General features: G+C 73.5%; 16 protein-coding genes, 1 pseudogene and 1 riboswitch. Of the genes and pseudogenes, 12 read left to right on the forward strand and 5 right to left on the reverse strand.

Translation table 11 applies throughout. The features are described from left to right. Nucleotides 1–191: 191 nt before the first annotated feature. From AAC944_RS19875 to AAC944_RS19910, 8 genes are all read left to right on the forward strand, one after another. A complete protein-coding gene (locus tag AAC944_RS19875; protein ID WP_078888598.1) occupies nucleotides 192–551 on the forward strand; it encodes a YbaB/EbfC family nucleoid-associated protein in 360 nt (119 codons plus the stop codon). Between the two features lie 260 nt (nucleotides 552–811). After that, nucleotides 812–1411: a recombination mediator RecR gene (recR, locus tag AAC944_RS19880; RefSeq protein ID WP_030615727.1), complete on the forward strand. Its 600-nt coding sequence runs from the start codon at nucleotides 812–814 to the stop codon at nucleotides 1409–1411. Beyond that, a complete protein-coding gene (locus AAC944_RS19885; protein WP_030615729.1) occupies nucleotides 1404–2063 on the forward strand; it encodes a DUF5063 domain-containing protein in 660 nt (219 codons plus the stop codon). Before recR ends, AAC944_RS19885 begins: the two co-directional genes overlap by 8 nt. Before the next feature lie 475 nt (nucleotides 2064–2538). Then, entirely contained in the window at nucleotides 2539–3810 is a 1272-nt protein-coding gene (locus AAC944_RS19890) for an aspartate kinase (protein ID WP_030615732.1), read from the forward strand. A gap of 17 nt (nucleotides 3811–3827) precedes the next feature. Further along, nucleotides 3828–4985 (forward strand): aspartate-semialdehyde dehydrogenase, encoded by a 1158-nt coding sequence (locus AAC944_RS19895; RefSeq protein WP_078888599.1) that lies wholly within the window; start codon nucleotides 3828–3830, stop codon nucleotides 4983–4985. Nucleotides 4986–5559: 574 nt separating this feature from the next. Continuing rightward, complete coding sequence (locus AAC944_RS19900; protein WP_030615737.1) at nucleotides 5560–6135, forward strand: SigE family RNA polymerase sigma factor; 576 nt, start codon at nucleotides 5560–5562, stop codon at nucleotides 6133–6135. Further along, a complete protein-coding gene (locus AAC944_RS19905; protein ID WP_368396361.1) occupies nucleotides 6132–7490 on the forward strand; it encodes a hypothetical protein in 1359 nt (452 codons plus the stop codon). The genes AAC944_RS19900 and AAC944_RS19905 overlap by 4 nt, the downstream gene beginning before the upstream one ends. A 119-nt stretch (nucleotides 7491–7609) precedes the next feature. Next, the gene (locus AAC944_RS19910) at nucleotides 7610–8569 is read left to right on the forward strand and encodes an SURF1 family protein (protein WP_078888601.1); all 960 of its coding nucleotides are present in this window, start codon (nucleotides 7610–7612) and stop codon (nucleotides 8567–8569) included. 215 nt (nucleotides 8570–8784) lie between these two features. On the opposite strand, the gene AAC944_RS19915 is transcribed toward AAC944_RS19910, so the two are convergent. After that, nucleotides 8785–10587: a S9 family peptidase gene (locus AAC944_RS19915; protein ID WP_078888602.1), complete on the reverse strand. Its 1803-nt coding sequence runs from the start codon at nucleotides 10585–10587 to the stop codon at nucleotides 8785–8787. A gap of 181 nt (nucleotides 10588–10768) precedes the next feature. On the opposite strand from AAC944_RS19915, the gene AAC944_RS19920 reads away from it, so the two are divergent. Next, complete coding sequence (locus tag AAC944_RS19920; RefSeq protein WP_051871824.1) at nucleotides 10769–12214, forward strand: bifunctional cobalt-precorrin-7 (C(5))-methyltransferase/cobalt-precorrin-6B (C(15))-methyltransferase; 1446 nt, start codon at nucleotides 10769–10771, stop codon at nucleotides 12212–12214. Then, a complete protein-coding gene (cobM, locus tag AAC944_RS19925) occupies nucleotides 12211–12960 on the forward strand; it encodes a precorrin-4 C(11)-methyltransferase (RefSeq protein WP_030615751.1) in 750 nt (249 codons plus the stop codon). The genes AAC944_RS19920 and cobM overlap by 4 nt, the downstream gene beginning before the upstream one ends. 37 nt (nucleotides 12961–12997) lie before the next feature. Here the strand turns inward: cobM and AAC944_RS19930 are convergent, their stop codons facing one another. Further along, nucleotides 12998–14164: a cobalt-precorrin-5B (C(1))-methyltransferase gene (locus tag AAC944_RS19930; protein ID WP_030615753.1), complete on the reverse strand. Its 1167-nt coding sequence runs from the start codon at nucleotides 14162–14164 to the stop codon at nucleotides 12998–13000. Nucleotides 14165–14175: 11 nt separating this feature from the next. Between AAC944_RS19930 and AAC944_RS19935 the strand changes: the two genes are divergently transcribed. Next, a complete protein-coding gene (locus tag AAC944_RS19935; RefSeq protein ID WP_030615756.1) occupies nucleotides 14176–14958 on the forward strand; it encodes a cobalt-precorrin-6A reductase in 783 nt (260 codons plus the stop codon). Between the two features lie 39 nt (nucleotides 14959–14997). On the opposite strand, the gene AAC944_RS19940 is transcribed toward AAC944_RS19935, so the two are convergent. From AAC944_RS19940 to cobG, 3 genes and pseudogenes are all read right to left on the reverse strand, one after another. Continuing rightward, complete coding sequence (locus AAC944_RS19940) at nucleotides 14998–16557, reverse strand: precorrin-2 C(20)-methyltransferase (protein WP_078888603.1); 1560 nt, start codon at nucleotides 16555–16557, stop codon at nucleotides 14998–15000. 23 nt (nucleotides 16558–16580) lie between these two features. Next, nucleotides 16581–17230: pseudogene (locus AAC944_RS19945) on the reverse strand (precorrin-8X methylmutase). Then, nucleotides 17227–18672 (reverse strand): precorrin-3B synthase, encoded by a 1446-nt coding sequence (cobG, locus tag AAC944_RS19950; protein WP_030615765.1) that lies wholly within the window; start codon nucleotides 18670–18672, stop codon nucleotides 17227–17229. Before cobG ends, AAC944_RS19945 begins: the two are co-directional and overlap by 4 nt. A 104-nt stretch (nucleotides 18673–18776) precedes the next feature. Continuing rightward, nucleotides 18777–18852, forward strand: a riboswitch (cobalamin riboswitch). Nucleotides 18853–18940: 88 nt separating this feature from the next. Between cobG and cobN the strand changes: the two genes are divergently transcribed. After that, a complete protein-coding gene (gene cobN / locus AAC944_RS19955; protein WP_368396363.1) occupies nucleotides 18941–22669 on the forward strand; it encodes a cobaltochelatase subunit CobN in 3729 nt (1242 codons plus the stop codon). Nucleotides 22670–22677 lie beyond the last annotated feature (8 nt).

Below are 22677 nucleotides of genomic sequence, written 5' to 3' on the forward strand. Positions count from 1 at the left end.
GGCGCCCGGCCCGCCGTACGGAACGTAACGGTTGTGCCCCGATGTGTCGCTTTCCGTAATCGCCGCAGCGTCCCGGGGGCGCGGCGGAGACGTACACCCGTGCTCCTCCCCGCGACGTAGGGCGTCACGCTGCCGGAGCACGTAGGCTCGGGCTACCGCACCCATTTGTAGTCGTACGGCAGGAGTCCGCAGTGATCCCCGGTGGTCAGCCCGATATGCAGCAGCTGCTCCAGCAGGCCCAGAAGATGCAGCAGGACCTCGCGGCGGCCCAGCAGGAGCTGGCGCAGACGCCCGTGTCGGGGTCGGCGGGCGGTGGTCTCGTCAAGGCGACGGTGACCGGCGCCGGCGAGCTCAAGGGCCTGGAGATCGACCCCAAGGCGGTGGACCCGGAGGCGGCGTCGCCCGAGGAGACGGCCGAGACCCTCGCCGACCTCGTGATCGCCGCCGTCCAGGACGCCAACGCCGCGGCCGCGAAGCTCCAGCAGGACAAGCTGGGACCGCTCGCGCAGGGCCTCGGCGGCGGCAGCGGCATCCCCGGCCTGCCCTTCTGAGGCCTCCCCTTCCGACGGACAGCCGGGCCGATTCCCCCAGCGGGGAGCCGGCCCGCTTCCCGAGAGCCGGAATCGAAGGCTCCGCCGGGGGCGAAGACTCCGCCGGGGGCGAAGGCTCCGCCGGGGAAGAACGGAAGAAGACCGGAAGGCCGGCAGGCCAAGAGTTCCGGCAGGTCCCCTCTCCGGGGGACCGAGACCTCCCCTTCGGGCGGGAGGGCAACTAGCGTACGGAGCAGGGCGGACAAGGGAGAGAGCGTTCCGTGTACGAAGGCGTGGTCCAGGACCTGATCGACGAGCTGGGGCGGCTGCCCGGCGTCGGTCCCAAGAGCGCGCAGCGGATCGCCTTCCACGTCCTCCAGGCCGAGCCGACCGACGTCCGCCGGCTGGCGAACGCGCTGATGGAGGTCAAGGCCAAGGTCCGGTTCTGTGCCGTGTGCGGCAATGTCGCGCAGGACGAGCAGTGCCAGGTCTGCCGTGACCCGCGCCGGGACCCCTCGGTCATCTGCGTCGTCGAGGAGCCCAAGGACGTCGTCGCGATCGAGCGGACGCGGGAATTCCGCGGCCGGTACCACGTACTGGGCGGGGCGATCAGCCCCATCGAGGGCGTGGGCCCGGACGACCTGCGGATCAGGGAGCTGCTGGCCCGGCTCGCCGACGGCACCGTCGGCGAGCTGATCCTGGCCACCGACCCGAACCTGGAAGGCGAGGCCACCGCCACGTACCTCGCGCGCATGATCAAGCCCATGGGTCTGAAGGTGACGCGCCTGGCCAGCGGCCTGCCGGTCGGGGGCGATCTGGAGTATGCCGACGAGGTCACGCTCGGGCGGGCCTTCGAAGGACGGAGACTTCTCGATGTCTGATCCCACGCTGCACAACGCCTCGCAGAACCCGGACGACTTCGCCGTACAGGTCGCCGACTCGATCGACAGCTTCATCGTGGCGGTCACGGAAGTGGCCCGCGGAGACGAGCCGGGCAGCGCCGTGCCCTTCCTGCTGCTGGAGATCTCGCAGCTGCTGCTGACCGGCGGCCGGCTGGGCGCCCACGAGGACATCGTCCCGGAGGAGCGGTACGAGCCGGACATCGGCCCCGAGCCGGACGTGGACGAGCTGCGGGAGCGGTTCGCTGCGCTGCTGGACCCGGTGGACGTCTACAACGAGCTGTTCGACCCGTACGTACCGCGCAGCGCGCCGGTGGCCTGCCGGATCTCCGACGACCTCGCCGACATCATCACCGACCTGCGGCACGGCCTCGCGCACTACCGTGCCGGGCGGATCACCGAGGCGCTGTGGTGGTGGCAGTTCTCGTACCTGTCCAACTGGGGGCCCACCGCGAGTGCCGCGCTGCGCGCCCTGCAGTCGCTGGTCGCGCACGTCCGCCTGGACCAGCCGCTGGACGAGCTGGACGGCCTGGACACCGACACGGGCGTCGACGGCGGGGGTGACCTGGAGGAAGAGGCCGGGAAGGTCATGGCGGCGGAGATCGCCGGGCCGCTCGGCCTGCGTCAGGGCTGAGCGCCAGGCGCCGAGGCCTGAGCGCCAGGCGCCGGAGTCCGGTCGTCAGTGCGGGCACGTGCGGCCCGGCGTGCCCTCGGGCGTCGGTGCGTAACGCCGCACGCCCTGTGAGCTGGCTTACGTTTCCGGGTGGTTTCCGTGTGCTCTTGCCCGGAGCGGGCAGGTGGCCAGCCGAGCGGGCGCGACGGGGCGCCACGCCGGCCGTTTCGGGAGATACTCGGAAGAAGGACACGGGACGGCTCGTACCGGGTCAGGGCGGTGGGCGCTGCGGTCGGACACGACCGTCACGCTGACCGTTTCGATCAGGTAGCGAGCAATGTGTCTCACGATGTGGTATTGGCGAGGCGGATTCCGCCTGCTCGATAGACTGAGCCGACCGCATGGCCCCTGAACCCAGGGGTCCGGAAACGCCCGCAGACCTGCGGCATCCGCAGGCCACGGGGATCCGACAGACAGTTGCGAGGAGCGAGCACACGTGGGCCTTGTCGTGCAGAAGTACGGCGGCTCATCCGTTGCGGATGCCGAGGGCATCAAGCGCGTTGCCAAGCGAATCGTCGAGGCCAAGAAGAACGGCAACCAGGTTGTCGTAGTGGTCTCCGCGATGGGCGACACGACGGACGAGCTGATCGATCTCGCGGGGGAAGTCTCCCCGATGCCTTCGGGCCGCGAGTTCGACATGCTGCTGACCGCCGGAGAGCGGATCTCCATGGCCCTGCTGGCGATGGCGATCAAAAACCTCGGTCACGAGGCGCAGTCCTTCACGGGCAGCCAGGCCGGCGTCATAACGGACTCCGTGCACAACAAGGCACGGATCATCGACGTGACGCCGGGCCGGATCAAGACGTCCGTCGACGAGGGCAACATCGCGATCGTCGCCGGCTTCCAGGGTGTGTCCCAGGACAAGAAGGACATCACCACGCTGGGCCGCGGCGGCTCGGACACGACCGCCGTCGCGCTGGCCGCAGCCCTGGATGCGGACGTCTGCGAGATCTACACCGACGTCGACGGCGTCTTCACCGCCGACCCGCGGGTCGTGAAGAAGGCCCGCAAGATCGACTGGATCTCGTTCGAGGACATGCTGGAGCTGGCCAGCTCCGGTTCCAAGGTGCTGCTGCACCGTTGCGTCGAGTACGCACGCCGTTACAACATCCCGATCCACGTCCGGTCCTCGTTCTCGGGGCTTCGGGGTACGTGGGTCAGCAACGAACCGCAAGGGGACCAGCCGATGGAGCAGGCGATCATCTCGGGCGTCGCGCACGACACCTCCGAGGCGAAGGTCACGGTCGTCGGCGTACCGGACAAGCCGGGCGAGGCCGCGACGATCTTCCGGGCCATCGCGGACGCCGAGATCAACATCGACATGGTCGTGCAGAACGTCTCGGCCGCGTCGACGGGCCTGACCGACATCTCCTTCACGCTGCCGAAGACCGAGGGCCGCAAGGCCATCGCGGCGCTGGAGAAGACCAAGCCGTCGGTCGGCTTCGACTCGCTCCGCTACGACGACCAGATCGCGAAGATCTCGCTGGTCGGCGCCGGCATGAAGACCAACCCCGGCGTCACCGCCGGCTTCTTCGAGGCGCTGTCCAACGCGGGTGTGAACATCGAGCTCATCTCGACCTCCGAGATCCGCATCTCGGTCGTCACCCGCGCCGACGACGTCAACGAGGCCGTGCAGGCCGTCCACAGCGCGTTCGGTCTCGACACCGATTCCGACGAAGCCGTGGTCTATGGCGGCACCGGCCGATGACACCGTCTGATGGGCTGATGCCGGCGGCCGACGGGCTGCCGGCACCGGCCCATGGGGCGCCGCCGGCGGACGGTATCCCGACGGCGGCGGCCCGCGCGGGCCGCGCGGACGACCGTGCGGCCCGTAAGCCGAACCTCGCCGTGGTCGGCGCGACCGGCGCCGTCGGCGGCGTACTGCTCGGCATCCTCTCCGAGCGTGCCGACATCTGGGGTGAGGTACGGCTGATCGCCTCGCCCCGCTCGGCAGGGCGCAAGCTGACCGTACGGGGCGCGGAGACCGAGGTCCTCGCGCTCGCCGAAGAGGTCTTCGACGACATCGACATCGCGCTCTTCGACGTGCCGGACGAGGTCTCGGCGACGTGGGTGCCGGTCGCCGCCGCCAAGGGCGCGGTGGTCGTCGACAACTCCGCCGCCTTCCGGATGGACCCCGACGTCCCGCTGGTCGTGCCGGAGGTCAACGCGCGCGCCGCCCGCGCACGGCCGCGCGGCATCATCGCCAACCCGAACTGCACGACCCTCTCGATGATCGTCGCGCTGGGCGCGCTGCACGCCGAGTACGGGCTGAGCGAGCTGATCGTCTCCTCGTACCAAGCGGTTTCCGGAGCGGGCAAGGCCGGCGTCGACGTCCTGCGCAGCCAGCTCTCCGCGACGTCCGGTACGGAGCTGGGCACGACGCCCGGGGACGTGCGGCGGGCCGTCGGTGACGACCTCGGGCCGTTCCCCGCGCCGGTCGCGCTGAACGTCGTGCCGTGGGCCGGTTCCCTGCGGGAGGACGGCTGGTCCTCCGAGGAGCTGAAGGTCCGCGACGAGTCCCGCAAGATCCTCGGCCTGCCCGAGCTGCGGGTGACCGCGACCTGCGTCCGCGTACCGGTGATCACCACGCACTCGCTGACCGTGCACGCGCGCTTCGAGCGTGAGGTCACGGTGGCCGGGGCGCACGAGATCCTGGCCGCCGCGCCCGGTGTCGTGCTGTGCGACGACCCGGAGGAGGGCGAGTTCCCCACACCGGCCGACGTGGTCGGCACGGACCCGACCTGGGTCGGCCGGGTACGCAGGTCCCTGGACGACCCGCTCGCGCTGGAGCTCTTCGTGTGCGGCGACAACCTCCGCAAGGGCGCGGCGCTGAACACCGCCCAGATCGCCGAGGTGGTCGCGGCGGAGCTGGCGGGCGGCTGAGCGGTCGGCCGGAGTTCCACGTCTCGTCCGCCGGCGGTGTTCGGCCGCGTACCGGTTGGCGGTGTACCGGCCGGCGGTGCTTGAAGACTTAAGGAACCCACTCCCCAAGTCCGCGCCGGGTGGGTAATAATTCGAGGACTACTTGTGAAAGTCCTGTGAGCGGTCCGTCGGCCCTGGTCGCTTGGTCTGGGTCGATGTCCTGTTCGACTATTCGCTCCCCGTCGTGCTGCAACCGCAGCCGCGCGGGGAGCGTCTTTGTCGCCGCCCTTCCTGGGCGTTCGGCACGGCACGGTTCGGCGACGCGCCCTCACGGCGTACGGCGAAGGCCTCACGAGGGCCGCGGTAAGTGCGTAATACCGCCCTTATGGGCACGGGCAATATGGGGCATCAAGGAAGAGCTGGTACGCATGAGGGCATTCAACGCATCGCCAAAAACGGTGCCTTGCGCGTACAACCCTGACGGGGGGAAGCGTGTCCAACAGGCGTGGCAGAGGTACTCGGCATCGCGATCGGCCCAGGGGGCACAGGCGGCACAGCTGTGGCGCGGCCGTCGCGTACTCGCATCCCCGGTGGCATGCCGGTGATCGCGCCCTGGCCCGCCGCGCGCCCCTCGCAGGCGCCGTCCCCGCACGGGAACGCTGACGAGGCGATGGCAGCGGGCACCACAGTCGACCACCTCACCGAGACCTACAGAGCGCACTACCGCTCCCTGCTCGGTCTCGCCGCGCTGCTCCTGGACGACACCGCGTCCTGTGAGGACGTCGTCCAAGAGGCGTTCATCCGCGTGCACTCGGCGCGCGGACGCGTACGCGACCCGGAGAAGACCCTCGCCTATCTGCGGCAGACGGTCGTCAACCTCTCCCGCTCCGCTCTGCGCCGCCGCATCCTCGGGCTGAAGCTGCTGTCCAAGCCGATGCCCGACATGGCGAGCGCCGAGGAGGGCGCGTACGAACAGCTGGAGCGGGACCAATTGATCAAGGCGATGCGTGGTCTGCAGCGGCGCCAGCGCGAGGTCCTCGTGCTGCGTTACTTCGCTGACATGACCGAGGCACAGGTCGCCGAGACGCTGGGCATATCGCTCGGCTCGGTGAAGGCGTACGGCTCACGGGGTATCGCGGCGCTGCGCGTCGCCATGGAGGCTCCGGCATGACCAGCAAGCAGTACGGCCCGTACGAGCCCGGCTCCGACGGCTCGACGGGCCCGCACGGAACGGCGCGCCCGGAGGACGGGCAGCCGCAGCAGCACACACCCCAGGACACGGGCGCGCCGAATGACAACGGTGCCATGGAGGGCTCCGAGCGGGACGACGGCCCGGGGGCGGGGGGTGACGGTTCCGCAGATGGCGGGGCCGGTTCCGCCGGGATCGGTTCCGCGAGTGGGTCCGTTCCCGCCGGGTCCGGTTCCCCGAATGAGCCCGGTGGGTTCGGTGAGCCCGGTGGGTTCAGTGGGACCGGTGAGCCCGGTGGGCCCGGTGGCGGTCTCGGCGGGCCGGGCGAGGAGGAGCTGCGTAACCTCCTGCAGTCCGCCGTCCGGGACCTGGAGCCGTCCCCCGACTCCCTCGACCACCTGCGCCGCGCGGTGCCCGCCCGGCGCAGGCGCCGCCGGCACGCCGTGGTCGGCGCCGCGGCCGTACTGCTCTTCGGCGGTACGGCGATGCCCGCCATGCTGCACGTCGCGAACGGCGGGGACGACACCTCCGGCCGCCAGGCCAACGCCGCCAGCAGTTCCCGGGCGCACGTCACGACCGGCGGCACGCACGGCGGCACCGCCCGGCACCCCAGCGACCGCCCGGCCGGCAAGGACGGCAAGAAGGACGACAAGGACGGCGAGAAGACCGGCAAGGACAAGGACAAGGCGGAGGACGGCGCATCCGAGCAGTCCGGCGGCCCCGCCGCCGACCCGGCCGCGACGATGGACGTCACCTCCCCGGCCTGCCTGCGCGCACAGCTCGGCAACGGCAGCGCCAGCTCCGCCGCGCCCGACGCCGAGGGCCGCGTCTACGGCGCCCTCCGGATCGTCAACGTCTCCGCCACGACCTGCTCCGTCGACGGCGGCGGCAGCGTGACCGCGGCAGCCCAGGGCAGCGCCGACCCGACGCGCGTCCAGGTCGTCGACCACACCACGGGCGACGCCGCCTCCGGCCTGCCCGACCCGGCCGCGGTGCCCGGCCGGATCGTGCTCAAGCCCGGCGAGGCGTACGAGGTGAAGTTCGCCTGGATCCCGGCGGAGGGCGGCGGCCCTTCGGGCTGCGCGACCCCCGGTACCCCGACGCCCGGCACGTCGGAGGGGACGGGCTCCGGTGAGCCGAGCAACACCTCCTCCGCCGAGGGCGGCGGCGACCAGGCGGGCAGCGGCAGCGAGGGCCCCGGAGACGGCGGTACGCAGGCGGCCAGCGTGGCGGTCAGCCACACCCCGGAGGCCGGCGAGCCGTCCGCGGCATCCACCACGATCAACGACGCGTGTGCCGGCACGATCTACCGGACCGGCGCCCTGCCGGGGCAGTAGCCGGCGCCCTGCCGGGGCGGCAGCAGGCGAACGCGGGCGGTGCGGTGCACGAGCCGCGAGGCCCGGCGGATACGGGCCCGCCGTCCGGGTACGAGGCACGTGCCCGTACCTTTGATGGTGTGTACCGGTTCCTGCTCACCCCGCGATGGTGGGGAATCAACGTCTTCGTCCTGCTGGCGATCCCCGTGTGCGTCTTCATGGGCAGCTGGCAGCTGAGCCGCTTCGAGGACCGAGTCGACACGCACCAGCAGCAGGAACACCGGGCGGCCGACGCCGAGGCCGCGGCCGCCCGCCCGGTGACCGAGCTACTGCCCGTCGACAAGAACACCTCGGGCCGGCGCGCCACCGCGACCGGGCACTACGACACCGGTCATCAGCTGCTCGTCCCGGACCGGAAGCTCGGCGAACGGACCGGCTTCTACGTGCTGACCATGCTGCGTACGGACGGCGGCAAGGCGCTGCCGGTCGTACGCGGCTGGCTGCCGGGCGACGCGGACGCGAAGGCCGACGCGGCGAAGGTGCCGGCGCCGCCGCGCGGTGAGGTGACCGTCACCGGCGCGCTGCAGGCCTCGGAGAACCAGGGCACGCAGGGCGCGCAGACGGGCGGCGGCCTGCCGAAGGGCCAGCTCGGCATGATCAGCGCGGCGTCGCTGGTCAACATCGTGCCGTACGACGTGTACGACGCGTGGGTCACCGTCTCCGACGCCCAGGCCCCGCTGAAGGCCGTACCGCCGACCGCGGCCGAGGGCAGCGGGCTGGACCTCAAGGCGTTCCAGAACCTCGGCTACACCGGCGAGTGGTTCGTCTTCGCGGGCTTCGTGCTCTTCATGTGGTTCCGCCTCTTCCGCCGCGAATCCGAAGCCGCCCGCGACGCGGCCCTGGGCATCCCGACGGATGAACCGGGCATCCCGACGGATGAACCGGGCGGCCCGGCAACGCGCCCGGGCACTCAGGTGGGATCGGGCACTCAGGTGGGATCGGGCACTCAGGTGGGATCGGGCACTCAGGTGGGATCGGACACTCAGGTCGGAGGGGAGACGACGGGGGCGGCTGAGCCGGGCGTCACCTCGCGGTCCTGAGGGAAGCGTCCTCGCCTTCCCGGGGGCCTCCCGGGGGCCTCCCCCCCCGCCCCCACCCCTCCCACCCCTCCACTGAAGCTCAGCTCGGACCGTGGGCTGGAGGCGGCGGTCTCGCGCCTCAGCCCTGATCACCGTTCCGCAGCTCCGGCCGCCCGCACCGCGGCCGTGGCGTCTCAGGCCGCGGTGCAGCGTGCTCGTGGTTTCTCAGGTGCTGGTCAGATGGCCTCCAGGTGGCGGCGGGCGAAGTCCAGTTCCAGGCGGAGCTGCTTGATGCGCTCCTCCACCACGAGGGAGCCGTGGCCCGCGTCGTAGCGGTAGACCTCGTGCGGGTGGCCGCGGTCCTTGAGGCGGTCGACGTAGTTCTCCACCTGGCGGATGGGGCAGCGCGGGTCGTTCACCCCGGCGGAGATGTACACGGGGGCGCGCACCGCGTCCACGTACGTCAGCGGGGAGGACGCCTCGAAGCGCTCCGGCACCTCCTCGGGCGTGCCGCCGAGGAGCGTGCGGTCCATCGCCTTCAGGGCCTCCATCTCGTCGTGGTACGCCGTGACGTAGTCGGCGACGGGGACGGCGGCCAGGCCGAGGGCCCAGGAGTCGGGCTGGGTGCCGAGGCCGAGGAGGGTGAGGTACCCGCCCCAGGAGCCGCCGGAGAGGACGAGCTTGGCCGGGTCCGCGAGGCCGGACTCCACCGCCCAGTCGCGGACCGCGGCGATGTCCTCCAGTTCGATCAGGCCGACGCGGTGCTTGAGCGCGTCCGTCCACTCCCGGCCGTACCCCGTCGAGCCGCGGTAGTTGACCCGTACGACCGCGAAGCCGTGGTCCACCCAGGCGGCCGGCGCCGAGGCGAAGGCGTCGCTGTCGTGCCAGGTCGGGCCGCCGTGGATGTCGAAGACGGTCGGGAAGGGGCCCTCGCCGGCGGGCTTCTGGACCAGGGCGTGGATGCGGCCGCCGGGACCCTCGACCCAGGCGTCCGTCACCGGGACGGAGCCCGGGGCCTTCATCCCGGGCGGGTCGAGGACGACCGCGCCGCTCGTGGAGCGGACCTCCGGGGGCTGGGCCGCGGAGGACCAGAGGAACTCCACCGTGCCGTCGGGGCGGGGCGTGGCGCCCGAGACCGTGCCCGTCGGGGTCTCGACGCGGGTCAGTTCGCCGTCCTCCGGCGCGTACCGCCACAGCTCGCCGCGGGCCTGGAACTCGTGCTCCACCAGCAGGGCCGATCCGTCCGGGTACCAGTCGGCGCCGACGTCGCCGGGCAGTTCGAGGGCGAGCGGGGTCTCCTCGCCGGTCAGCGGGTTCCAGATCATCGGCTCCCAGCGGCCGCGGCGCTGGTGGCCGACGAGCAGCCGGGCGTCGCCGTCGACCGGCGCGAAGCCCATCACCGACAGGCCCAGCTCCTCGGTGCCGCCCTTGGTGTCGTCCAGCTCGGCGACGGTGGAGCCGTCGGGGCGCACGACGCGGATCGCGGAGTGCATCGCGTCACCGTGCTCGGTGTGTTCGATGGCGATCAGGGAGCCGTCGTGGGAGAGGGCGCCGACGCCGGCCGACTCGCGGTGGCGGTAGATCTCCACCGGGTCCTGGCCGGGCCGGACGACGTGGATCGTCGAGCCTTCCTCGTCGGTGGAGCGGCCGATGACGGCCGTGCCGTCCCGGCCGAGGGCGAGCCCGCCGGGGTAGGAGGGGGCGAGGCCGGGCGCGGCGGGCTCGTCCTCGCCGCCGCCGAACGGCTGGCGCATCCAGATGCCGAACTCGTCGCCGTCGGTGTCCGAGAACCACCAGATCCACTCGCCGTCGGGAGTGAGCGTCCCGTCCGTCGTGCCGTTCGGCCGGTCCGTGACCTGGCGCTGCGCACCGCTGGTCCGGTCCCACGCGTACAGCTCGAAGGTGCCGGTGGCGTTCGACACGAACAGGGAGCGCTCGGGGGCGTCCTCGGCCCACTCGGGCAGCCCGACGCGGGGGGCCCGGAAGCGCTTCTCCCAGTCCGGCATGGACTCGGTGGTGGCAGTGGTCTCGTCAGTCATGCGACCCATTCTGCGCCCGGCGTGGGACATCCCGCCGGGCTGCCTGTTCGCCTGTGGAAAACTCTCGTCACGGGCATGTCAGCCGTACCGTCCGCGATCCGGCCGGAGGCGGCCACCGGCCCGCCGTGCGCGGCCAGTAGAGTGCGGCTCCGAATCCGCTCGAACTCCGAGGTAGCCGGCTGTGACCCCCGCCACGTCCCCACCCCCCACGCCACCGGTCGTGACCGTCGTCGGGATCGGAGCCGACGGGTGGGCCGGCATCCCCGACGCGTCACGGGACGTCCTGCGGGACGCGGACGTGCTCATCGGCGGGCCGCGCCAGCTGGACCTGCTGCCGGCGGAATGCGCGGGGCGGCGGGTGCCCTGGCCGACCCCGCTGCGGCCCGCCGTGCCCGGGCTGCTCGCGGCGCACGCCGGCCGCAAGGTCGCGGTGCTGGCCAGCGGCGACCCCATGTTCTACGGCATCGGGCGGACGCTCACCGAAGTGCTCGGCGACGGAGCCGTCGGGACCGACGCGCTGCGCATCCTGCCGCACCCCTCCTCCGTCTCCTACGCCTGCGCCCGGCTGGGCTGGCCGGTGGAGGAGACCGAGGTCGTCACGCTCGTCGGCCGGCCGGCCGCGCAGCTGACCGCCGCCCTGCACGACGGCCGGCGGGTGCTCGTCCTCAGCGCCGGCCCCGGCACCCCGGCCGAGGTCGCCCGGCTGCTGGGTGAGCAGGGCTTCGGGCCGACCCGGATGCGGGTGCTCGAACAGCTCGGCGGCGAGCGGGAGCGCGTCGTCGCCGGTACCGCTGAGGACTGGCAGCACCCGCCCGGGGACGCGCTGAACGTCATCGCCCTGGAGTGCCGCCGCGCCCCGGACGCACTGCGGCTGGGCGCCGTACCGGGACTGCCCGACGACGCGTACGAGAGCGACGGACAGCTGACGAAGCGTCATGTTCGTGCCGCCACTCTGGGCGCGCTCGCGCCGGAGCCGGGTGAGCTGCTGTGGGACATCGGCGGCGGCTCCGGTTCGATCGCCATCGAGTGGATGCGGACGCACCGCTCGTGCCGCGCCGTCTGCGTCGAGCGCGACCCCGTACGGGCCGAGCGCATCGGGCGCAACGCCGACCGGCTCGGCGTACCGGCCCTGCGGGTCGTCACCGGTTCCGCTCCCGAGGCGCTGGCCGAGCTGCCGAGCCCGGACGCGGTCTTCATCGGTGGCGGGCTGACCAGTCCCGGGCTGCTCGCGGCCTGCTGGGCGGCGCTGCCGCCGGGCGGCCGGCTGGTCGCCAACACCGTGACGCTGGAGTCCGAGGCGCTGCTCGCCGACTGGTACCGGCGGCACGGCGGCGAGCTGGTACGGCTGGCCGTCGCGCACGCCGTGCCGGTGGGCGGCTTCACCGGCTGGCGGCAGGCCATGCCGGTCACGCAGTGGGCCGTACGCAAGGCTCCGGGGCCGGCCCGGGACGCCGGCGTCCCTGCGGCAGGGACCTGGGCCGAACCGGCGGGGGCCGGTGGCGCTCCCCGGACGGCGGCCGGGCCCGGCCGTGGGTCCGGAGGAGCCGCGGGTGCCCAAGGCACCGAAGGCCCCGAAGGACCTGACGGCACCGACGACTACGAAGCACTTCCAGGAGACGACAGATGACCGTGTACTTCATCGGCGCGGGCCCCGGTGCGGCCGACCTGATCACGGTGCGCGGTGCCCGTACGCTCGCCGCCTGCCAGGTCTGCCTGTACGCGGGCAGCCTCGTGCCGCGCGAACTGCTCGCCGAGTGCCCGCCGGACGCACGCCTGGTGGACACCGCGCAGCTGAACCTCGACGAGATCACCGCCGAGGTGCTCCGTGCGCACGAGGCCGGGCACGACGTGGCCCGGCTGCACTCCGGCGACCCGTCGGTCTTCTCCGCCGTCGCCGAGCAGATGCGACGGCTGGACGCGGCGGGGGTGCCGTACGAGGTGGTGCCCGGCGTCCCGGCGTTCGCGGCGGCCGCCGCGGCGCTCAAGCGGGAGCTGACCGTGCCCACGGTCGGCCAGACGGTGATCCTCACCCGTATCGCGCAGCAGGCGACCGCGATGCCCGAGGGCGAGGACCTCGCCACTCTCGGGCGCAGCGGCGCCCTTCTGGTGCTGCACCTGGCCGCCCGGTACGCCGACCGCGTCGTCGAGGAGCTGCTGCCGCACTACGGGGCGGACTGTCCGGCCGCGGTGGTCGCGATGGCCAGCCGGCCCGACGAGGTCGTGCTGCGCGGCACCCTGGAGGACATCGCCGGCCAGGTGAAGGCCGCGGGGATCGTCCGTACGGCCGTCATCATCGTCGGCCGCACGCTCGGCGCCGAGCAGTTCCGGGACAGCCACCTGTACTCGCCGGAGCGCGACCGCCACGTGTGCTGAGCCGTTACGTGTGCCGAGCCGCCACGTGTGCCGAGCCTCAGCGGGGAGTGCTGCGCCCCACCACGTTGCCCGCGCGGTCGATGCAGAGGACGTCGACCACCACGGGGGCGCCGCGCAGCACTTCGAGGGCCTGGTCCCGGGCGGTGGCCGCCACCAGGTCGCCCAGCGGGACCCCGGCCGCCGTACACAGGTGCAGCGCGGCGAGCCCGGTGTTGGCGGCGGCCACCTCCGTGGCCAGCGCCTCGTCCGCGCCGCCGCGGCGGGCCAGTTCGGCGAGGAAGCCCTTGTCGACCTGGGAGCGCGCCGAGTGCAGGTCCAGATGGCCGGCGGCCAGCTTGGAGAGTTTGGCGAAGCCGCCGCACACCGTCAGCCGGTCGACCGGGTGCCGTCGGACGTACTTCAGTACCGCGCCCGCGAAGTCGCCCATGTCCAGCAGGGCGTCCTCGGGCAGGCCGTACTCGGCCACCACCGTCTTCTCGGACGTCGAGCCGGTGCAGCCGGCCACGTGCGTACGCCCGGCCGCCCTGGCCACGTCCACGCCGCGCCGGATCGAGTCGATCCACGCCGAGCACGAGTACGGCACGACGATGCCGGTCGTCCCGAGGATCGACAGGCCGCCCAGGATGCCGAGCCGCGGGTTCCAGGTGGAGCGGGCGATCTCCTCGCCGTGGTCCACCGACACGGTGAGCTCGACGTCCGCAGCGCCGCTCCCGTGACGCGCGGCGACCTGCGCCAGGTGGTCGCGCATCATCTGGCGCGGCACCGGATTGACGGCGGGCTCTCCGACGTCCAGGGGGAGCCCGGGACGGGTCACCGTTCCCACGCCGGGCCCGGCCTTGAAGACGACACCGGAGCCGGGCGGCAGGGCGCGTGCGGTGACGCGGACGAGTGCGCCGTGGGTGACGTCGGGGTCGTCCCCCGCGTCCTTGACCACGCCCGCCGTGGCACGCCGCCCGGACGGCCCGCCGGAAGGCCCTCCGGGCGCCTCCCCGGGCCGGTCCTCGGTGAGCTCCTCGACCGCCAGCGCGAAGGCCGGGGTCTGGCCCTTGGGCAGCGTGATCGTCACCGGGTCGGGGAAGTCGCCGGTCAGCAGCGCGGTGTAGGCGGCGGTGGCCGCCGCCGTGGCGCAGGCACCGGTCGTCCAGCCGGGCCGCAGACCGGTGTGCTTGAGTTGGGCGCTGCGCCCGCCACTCGCCTCACTCATGGAAGGACCCGATGCACACCGCGACGCACGTACTGATCCTCGGCGGTACGACAGAGGCCCGCCGTCTCGCCGCGGTGCTGGCCGACGGCCCGCTCGCCGGCGGCGTACGCGTGACGACCTCCCTCGCGGGCCGCGTCGCCCGCCCCGTGCTGCCGCCGGGCGAAGTACGCATCGGCGGCTTCGGGGGTGCGCAGGGGCTGGCCCAGTGGCTGCGCGCGCACCAGGTGGACGTGCTCATCGACGCCACCCATCCTTTCGCCGGAACGATCAGTTTCAACGCGGCGACGGCCGCGGGCATGGCCCATGTTCCCCTCTTGGCGCTGCGCCGGCCCGGCTGGGTCCCCGGGGACGGCGACGACTGGCACCCGGCCGGATCACTCCAGGAAGCCGCCGCACTCCTCCCGGAGCTGGGCCGGCGGGTCTTCCTCACCACCGGCCGGATGGGGCTGGGCGCCTTCGCGGACCTCACGGACCTGTGGTTCCTCATGCGGTCCGTCGACGCGCCCGAAGGGCCGTGCCCGCCCCGCATGGAGGTGCTGCTCGACCGCGGCCCGTTCACCCTGGAGGGCGAGCGGGCGCTGCTCCGCGAGCACCGGATCGACGTCGTGGTCACCAAGGACAGCGGGGGAGCGGCCACCGCGCCCAAGCTCACCGCCGCCCGTGAGGCCGGTGTCCCGGTGGTCGTCGTCCGCCGCCCGGCGGCCCCGGCCGGCGTCCCCGTGGTGGACGACCCCGGACAGGCCGCCCACTGGCTGGCGGAGCACCTGGGCGGGGCCTTCCGTACGGAGGCGTGAGGCGCGCGGCCCCGGCCCCGGAGCGCGGCGGCAGCGCCGTCAGCCCTCCGGGTACCGCCGCGGCGTCCAGACGAGCTGCTCGCCGTTCCCGCGCCGTACGGCCTGCGTCTGCGAGGAGCCGACGATCAGGAGCGTGCGCATGTCGACCTCGGCCGGGTCCAGGTCGGCCAGCCGTACGATGCGGACGCTCTCCTCGGGGCCGCCGATGTCGCGGCCGAGTACCACCGGGGTGTCCGGCGCCCGGTGCTCCAGGAGCAGTTCGCGGGCCTTGCCGACCTGCCAGGTCCGGCTGCGCGAGCCGGGGTTGTAGAGCGCCAGCACCAGGTCGGCCGAGGCCGCGGCGCCCAGCCGTTCGGCGATGACCTCCCAGGGCTTGAGCCGGTCCGACAGCGAGATCGTCGCGTAGTCGTGGCCGAGCGGGGCGCCCGCGCGGGCGGCCGCGGCGTTCGCGGCGGTCACCCCGGGCAGCACCCGTACGGGCACGTCCGCGTACTCCGGTTGTGCGGCCACCTCCAGGACGGCGGTCGCCATGGCGAACACCCCGGGGTCACCGCCCGAGACGACGGCCACCCGCCGCCCCCGCCGCGCCAGGTCCAGGGCGAACTCGGCACGCTCGGACTCGACCTTGTTGTCCGAACCGTGCCGCAGCTGGCCCGCCCGTACCGGTACCCGGTCCAGGTAGGTCGTGTAGCCGACCAGGTCGGTGGCGTTGTCCAGGGCGCCGCGCGACTCGGGCGTCAGCCAGGGGGCGCCGGCCGGTCCGGTACCGACGACCGTCACCTCGCCGCCCTCAGGGGCCGGGACCGCGGGCCCCGTGTCCACGCGCGACGGCAGCACGGCCACCGAGAAGTACGGCACCGACTCCGGGTCCACGTCCGCCAGCGCCGCGGTGCGCTCGCCGTCCATGTAGGCCCGCTCCACGTACCGCGCGTCCGCCAGCCGGCCCGCGCGCTCCAGGGCGCGGCGCACGGTCGGGAACGTACGGCCGAGCTTCATCACGACCGCCGAGTCGGCGGCGGCCAGCCGGGCCGTCAGCTCGTCCTCGGGCAGCGTGCCGGGCACGATCGTCAGGGTCTCCTCGGCCTCGACGAGCGGCGTGCCGAGCCGGGCCGCCGAGGCGCTCACCGAGGTGATCCCGGGGACGACCTCGGTCGGGTAGCGGTGCGCGAGCCGCTTGTGCATGTGCTGGTACGAGCCGTAGAACAGCGGGTCGCCCTCGGCGAGTACGGCGACCGTGCGGCCCGCTTCGAGGTGCGCCGCCAGCCGGGCCGCGGCCTCCTCGTAGAAGTCGTTCAGGGCGCCCCGGTAGCCGCCGGGGTGATCCGTCGTCTCGACCGTGACCGGGTAGCGCAGCAGCTCCTCGATGTGGTCGGGCCGCAGGTACCGCTCGGCGATCGCCCGGGCGCGGGACCGGCCGTGCCGGGCGCTGTGGTACGCCACCACGTCCGCCTCCGAGATGACCTCCACGGCCCGCAGGGTCAGCAGGGACGGGTCGCCGGGACCCAGCCCGACCCCGTACAGCTTCCCGGCGCCCACGGCCCTCTCAGCGGCCTCGGTGCCCCCGCTGTTCTCGATGTGCCCGGCGGCCCCGGTGCTCATGGCGGCGCCTTCCGTCGGGGTGCTCATTCCGCGGTGCTCGCAATCGCGTTGACGGCGGCCGCGGCCATCGCGCTGCCGCCGCCGCGCCGCCCCGCACCACCAGGTAGTCCAGGCCCAGCGCGTTCGCCGCCAGGGCGTCCTTCGACTCGGCGGCGCCGATGAAGCCCACCGGTATGCCGAGGACGGCCGCCGGGCGCGGCGCGCCCTCCGCGACCATCTCCAGCAGGCGGAACAGGGCGGTCGGCGCGTTGCCCACAGCCACCACCGAGCCCTCCAGCAGGCCCCGGTCGCGCCACAGTTCCAGCGCGGCGGCGCTGCGCGTGGTGTCCAGCTTGGCGGCCAGCTCCGGTACGGCCGGGTCCGACAGGGTGCACACCACGTCGTTGTCGGCGGGCAGCCGCTTGCGGGTCACGCCGCTGGCGACCATCTGCGCATCGCACAGGACGGGCGCGCCGGCCCGCAGCGCGGCCCGGGCCCGGCCGATGACCTCCGGGCTGAAGGCGAGGTCGCGCACGAGGTCGGTCATGCCGCAGGCGTGGATCATCCGCACCGCGACCTGGGAGACGTCGGCGGGCAGCCCCGCGAGGTCCGCCTCCGCGCGAATGGTGGCAAAGGACTGGCGGTAGATCTCCGCCCCGTCCTTCTCGTAGTCGAACACTGTGCTCTCGCTCATCTCGTCGCTGTGGTCGCTGTGGTCGTGCGCGCTGCCGCCACGGCGACGGCAAGGTCGTCGGCCCCCGCCACGTCCTCCGGCTCCGCCACGCGACCCGGTGACCCGTTGACGTGTGAAGACTCGTTCATGTGAGGGGCGCCGTCCACGACAGTACGCAGCCCCTCACCGCGCAGCGATACCTGGTACCCGTCTCCGGTGGCGACGACGTCCACCCACTCACCCTGAGGGTGGCCGCAGCGGCGCTCGCAACCGGACCAGTGGACGGCCCGGCCGCCACCCGCACCCAGCGCGGTGGCGGCGTCCGCCCGTACGTCGGCCAGTGACTTGGCGCACCCGGGGCGGCCGATGCACGCACCGACGCCGTACCAGGGCGACGCCGGGTCGGTGATCAGCCCGGCGGCCGCCAGCCCGGCGAGCCGGTCAGCGGCGCGGGCGCGGCCGAAGCCGGGCAGGACCGCGCCGCGCCAGGGGGTGAGCCGCAGTTCGCCGCTGCCGTCCTCGCGGGCCGCGGCCACCAGGTGCCGCCACTGCGCCACCGTGAGCCGCCCCAGCGGGGCGACCACGGAGAGGGCCGCCGTGCCACCGGGGCCGTGCACCGTCCCCGGGGCGGGCGCGGGCCCCGAGGGGAGGCCCGCCGCGACCGGATGCGTCACGGGGACGCCGGCCGCCTCCAGGCGCCGAGCCGTCTCCCGGAGCAGCGACCCCGCGCTCCCGAAGCCACCGCTCCCGAAGCCATCGCTCCCGAAGGCGTCACCGCCTCCAGGCAGATCGCTCACCCGCCACGCCTTCGTGCCGCTCGCCGCCGCCGCTTCCAGGAAGGTCTCGGCGGCCGTCAGCGCGGCCCGGGCCGCGTACGCGCCGGTCACCCGCAGTGCCGCCGGGGCCTGCCAGACGAAGAGCAGTGCGTCCCCGCCGGCCAGGGCGACCAATGTCACATCCGGGCCGAGCGCGGAAACGTCACCGCGGCCGTCGTCCAGGGCGAACAGGAAGCGCCCGGACAGCCCGGTCGCGGCCTCGCTCGCGCAGAGCAGCCGGTCCAGCTCCCGAAGCCACGGCTGGACGTCCGTACGGCCCGATCCGTCCAGCCCGGAGAGCGGCGTGGCCACGATGTTGCGGACCCGTTCATGGCGGTACGAAGGGAGCAGTCCGGCCGCGTCGAGCAGCGCGGCGAGATCCCCGCCACAGTCGCCGTCCAGGCCTCGCACCTGCACGTTCCCGCGCGAGGTGAGGTGCAGTGCGCCGTCACCGAGGCGCTCCGCCGCCACCGCGAGCGCGTCCGCCTGACCGGCGGTCAGCACGCCTCCGGGGATGCGCACGCGGGCCAGCGCGCCGTCGTCCGCGGCGTGCAGCCGCAGCGTGCCCGGGCAGGCGTCACCGCGAACCCGTATGGGGGGTTCGTCCCGGGATGGTGGGTTGGTCGCCGTGGGCATGGCGGCGAGCATACCGACCCCGTCCCGGCCGTCCGCCCCACGCCAGGGAGGTGGCCCTTACTATGCTCACGGCGGACCATCCGGTCCGTCACCATCGCCGGCGACGGCGACAAGGGGAGGAAGCCCGGTGCGAATCCGGCGCGGTCCCGCCACTGTGAGCCCGGCCCCGGCGGCCGGGTGAGCCAGGAACTCCCTTTCCTTTGCTCTCGGCCCGCCTGAGCAGGGGAGATCCATTCCGACACCGCCCGGGGCGCGGACCCCGAGGAAGGCCCGACGCCGCATGCTGCCCACGTCCGGGGAGAACGCCCCCCAGTCCGGCGAGACCGTCCCGCAGACCGGGAACTCGCAGTCCGGAGATCCGCAGTCCGGGGAGGCCGCTCCCCGTCAGATCCTGCTCCTGTCGACCTCCGACACCGACCTGCTCAGCGCACGCGCGGCCGGCGGCCCGGTCGGGTACCGCTTCGCCAACCCCGCCCGGCTCGACCTCGACGAGCTGCCCGCCCTGCTGGACGGCTGCGACCTGGTCGTCGTACGCCTCCTCGGCGGCATCCGCGCCTGGCAGGAGGGCCTGGACCAGCTGCTCGCCGACGGCCGCCCGGTCGTCGTGCTCACCGGCGAACAGGCCCCCGACGCCCAGCTGATGGCCGCCTCGACCGTCCCGGTCGGCATCGCCGCCGAGGCGCACGCCTACCTCGCGCACGGCGGCCCGGCCAACCTGGAGCAGCTGGCCCGCTTCCTCTCCGACACCGTGCTGCTCACCGGCCACGGCTTCGAGCCGCCCGCCGCCGCGCCCTCCTGGGGGCCGCTGGAGCGCACGGCCCGTGAGGACGTCGCCGCGGACGCCCCCACAGTGGCGGTGCTCTACTACCGCGCCCACCACATGAGCGGCAACACCGCCTTCGTGGACGCGCTGTGCGGCGCCGTCGAAGAGGCGGGCGGCCGCCCGATGCCGCTGTACGTCGCCTCGCTGCGCGCCCCCGAGCCGGAGCTGATCGACGAGCTGCGCGCCGCCGACGTGATCGTCACCACGGTGCTCGCGGCGGGCGGCACCAAGCCCGCCACGGCCTCGGCCGGCGGCGACGACGAGTCCTGGGACGCGGGCGCCCTCACCGGCCTCGACGTACCGGTTCTGCAGGCGCTCTGCCTGACCGGTTCGCGCGCCGACTGGGAGGAGAACGACGAGGGCGTCTCGCCGCTGGACGCGGCCAGCCAGATCGCCGTGCCCGAGTTCGACGGCCGTCTGATCACCGTCCCGTTCTCCTTCAAGGAGATCGACGAGGACGGCCTCCCGGCGTACGTCGCCGACCCCGAGCGGGCGGCGCGGGTCGCCGGCACCGCCGTACGCCACGCCCGGCTGCGCCACATCGCGCCCGCCGACAAGCGTGTGGCGCTCGTGCTGTCCGCGTACCCGACCAAGCACTCGCGCATCGGCAACGCGGTCGGCCTGGACACCCCGGCCTCCGCCGTCGAGCTGCTGCGCCGCCTCCGGGAGGAGGGGTACGACTTCGGGCCCGAGGAGGAGATCCCGGGCCTGGTCTCGGGCGACGGCGACGAGCTGATCCGCGCGCTCATCGAGGCCGGCGGCCACGACCAGGACTGGCTCACCGAGGAGCAGCTCGCCCGTAACCCCGTCCGCATCCCGGCCGCCGACTACAAGCGCTGGTACGCGACGCTCCCCGCCGAGCTGCGCAAGGCCGTCGAGGAGCACTGGGGCCCGGCGCCCGGCGAGATGTTCCTCGACCGCAGCCGCGTGAGCCAGGGCGGCGACCCCGAGGGCGACATCGTGCTGGCCGCCCTGCGCCGCGGCAACCTGCTGATCCTCATCCAGCCGCCGCGCGGCTTCGGCGAGAACCCGATCGCGATCTACCACGACCCCGATCTGCCGCCCTCGCACCACTATCTGGCCGCGTACCGCTGGATCGCGGCCACCCAGGACGACGGCGGTTTCGGCGCGGACGCCATGATCCACCTGGGCAAGCACGGCAACCTGGAGTGGCTGCCCGGCAAGAACGCGGGCCTCTCCGCCGCCTGCGGCCCCGACGCCGCCCTCGGCGACCTGCCGCTCATCTACCCGTTCCTGGTCAACGACCCGGGCGAGGGCACCCAGGCCAAGCGCCGCGTCCACGCCACCCTCGTCGACCACCTCGTCCCGCCGATGGCCCGCGCCGACTCCTACGGCGACATCGCGCGCCTGGAGCAGCTGCTCGACGAGTACGCGCAGATCTCCGCCATGGACCCGGCCAAGCTGCCCGCCATCCGCGCGCAGATCTGGACGCTGATCCAGGCCGCCAAGCTCGACCACGACCTGGGCATGGAGGACCGCCCGGACGACGACGGCTTCGACGACTTCCTGCTGCACGTCGACGGCTGGCTGTGCGAGGTCAAGGACGCGCAGATCCGTGACGGCCTGCACGTGCTCGGCGGCGCGCCGACCGGCGCCCCGCGCGTCGACCTGGTCCTCGCGATTCTCCGCGCCCGCCAGATCTGGGGCGGTACCTCCGCCCTGCCCGGCCTGCGCGAGGCGCTCGGCCTGGACGAGTCGGCGGCGACCCGTACGACCGCGGACGCCGCCGAGGAGCAGGCCCGCGCGCTGGTCCAGGCGATGGAGGACGCAGGCTGGGACCCGGCAGCGGTGGCGGACGTCGCGGCGGACCACGGTCAGCAGGTCGCCGACATCCTCGACTTCGCCGCCCGCGAGGTCGTCCCGCGCCTGGCCGGCACGACGGCCGAGCTCGACCACGTCGTGCACGCCCTGAAGGGCGGCTTCGTACCGGCGGGCCCGTCCGGCTCGCCTCTCCGAGGGCTGGTCAACGTCCTGCCGACCGGCCGCAACTTCTACTCGGTCGACCCCAAGGCCGTGCCCTCGCGCCTCGCCTGGGAGACCGGCCAGGCCCTGGCCGACTCCCTCCTGGAGCGCTACCGCACCGATAACGGCGACTGGCCCACCTCCGTCGGCCTGTCCCTGTGGGGTACGAGCGCGATGCGCACCGCCGGTGACGACGTCGCCGAGGCCCTCGCGCTGCTCGGCGTCCGCCCCGTGTGGGACGACGCCTCCCGCCGCGTCACCGGCCTGGAGCCCGTCCCGCTCGACGAGCTGAACCGGCCCCGCATCGACGTCACGCTGCGCATCTCCGGCTTCTTCCGGGACGCCTTCCCGCACACCATCGGCCTGCTGGACGACGCGGTACGCCTGGTCGCGGGCCTCGACGAGCCCGCCGAGCAGAACTTCGTACGCGCACACGCCCAGGCCGACCTCGCCGAGCACGGTGACGAACGCCGCGCCACCACCCGTATCTTCGGCTCCCGCCCGGGGACGTACGGCGCGGGCCTGCTCCAGCTGATCGACTCGCGCGACTGGCGCACCGACGCCGACCTCGCGGAGGTCTACACGGTGTGGGGCGGCTACGCGTACGGCCGTGGTCTGGACGGCCGTTCGGCCCGCGAGGAGATGGAGACGGCGTACAAGCGCATCGCCGTCGCCGCGAAGAACACCGACACCCGCGAGCACGACATCGCGGACTCCGACGACTACTTCCAGTACCACGGCGGCATGGTCGCCACCGTACGGGCGCTGCGGGGCACGGCCCCCGAGGCGTACATCGGCGACTCCACCCGCCCTGAGACGGTGCGTACGCGCACCCTCGTGGAGGAGACCTCGCGCGTCTTCAGGGCGCGGGTCGTGAACCCCAAGTGGATCGAGGCGATGCGCCGCCACGGCTACAAGGGCGCCTTCGAGCTCGCCGCGACGGTCGACTACCTCTTCGGGTACGACGCCACCACCGGCGTGGTCGCCGACTGGATGTACGACAAGCTCACCCAGGCCTACGTGCTGGACCCGGAGAACCGCGCGTTCCTCCAGGAGGCCAACCCCTGGGCGCTGCACGGGATCGCCGAGCGCCTCCTGGAGGCGGAGTCGCGCGGCATGTGGGCCGAGCCCGATCCGGCCGCGATCGAAGCGCTCCGCGAGATCTTCCTGGAGACGGAGGGCGAGCTGGAGGGCGAGGGCTGAGGACCGCC

It is taken from the genome of Streptomyces sclerotialus, assembly GCF_040907265.1.
Classification (GTDB): Bacteria; Actinomycetota; Actinomycetes; order Streptomycetales; family Streptomycetaceae; genus Streptomyces; species Streptomyces sclerotialus.

What these genes read in the sequence shown, in the direction of transcription:
- cobN (WP_368396363.1), top strand. Translation starts at nt 18,941, where the DNA reads ATGCTGCCCACGTCCGGGGAGAACGCCCCCCAGTCCGGCGAGACCGTC.
- AAC944_RS19900 (WP_030615737.1), top strand. Translation starts at nt 5,560, where the DNA reads ATGCCGGTGATCGCGCCCTGGCCCGCCGCGCGCCCCTCGCAGGCGCCG.
- AAC944_RS19885 (WP_030615729.1), top strand. Translation starts at nt 1,404, where the DNA reads ATGTCTGATCCCACGCTGCACAACGCCTCGCAGAACCCGGACGACTTC.
- AAC944_RS19895 (WP_078888599.1), top strand. Translation starts at nt 3,828, where the DNA reads ATGCCGGCGGCCGACGGGCTGCCGGCACCGGCCCATGGGGCGCCGCCG.
- AAC944_RS19930 (WP_030615753.1), bottom strand. Translation starts at nt 14,164, where the DNA reads ATGAGTGAGGCGAGTGGCGGGCGCAGCGCCCAACTCAAGCACACCGGT.
- cobM (WP_030615751.1), top strand. Translation starts at nt 12,211, where the DNA reads ATGACCGTGTACTTCATCGGCGCGGGCCCCGGTGCGGCCGACCTGATC.
- cobG (WP_030615765.1), bottom strand. Translation starts at nt 18,672, where the DNA reads ATGCTCGCCGCCATGCCCACGGCGACCAACCCACCATCCCGGGACGAA.
- AAC944_RS19940 (WP_078888603.1), bottom strand. Translation starts at nt 16,557, where the DNA reads ATGAGCACCGGGGCCGCCGGGCACATCGAGAACAGCGGGGGCACCGAG.
- AAC944_RS19935 (WP_030615756.1), top strand. Translation starts at nt 14,176, where the DNA reads ATGCACACCGCGACGCACGTACTGATCCTCGGCGGTACGACAGAGGCC.
- AAC944_RS19915 (WP_078888602.1), bottom strand. Translation starts at nt 10,587, where the DNA reads ATGACTGACGAGACCACTGCCACCACCGAGTCCATGCCGGACTGGGAG.
- AAC944_RS19905 (WP_368396361.1), top strand. Translation starts at nt 6,132, where the DNA reads ATGACCAGCAAGCAGTACGGCCCGTACGAGCCCGGCTCCGACGGCTCG.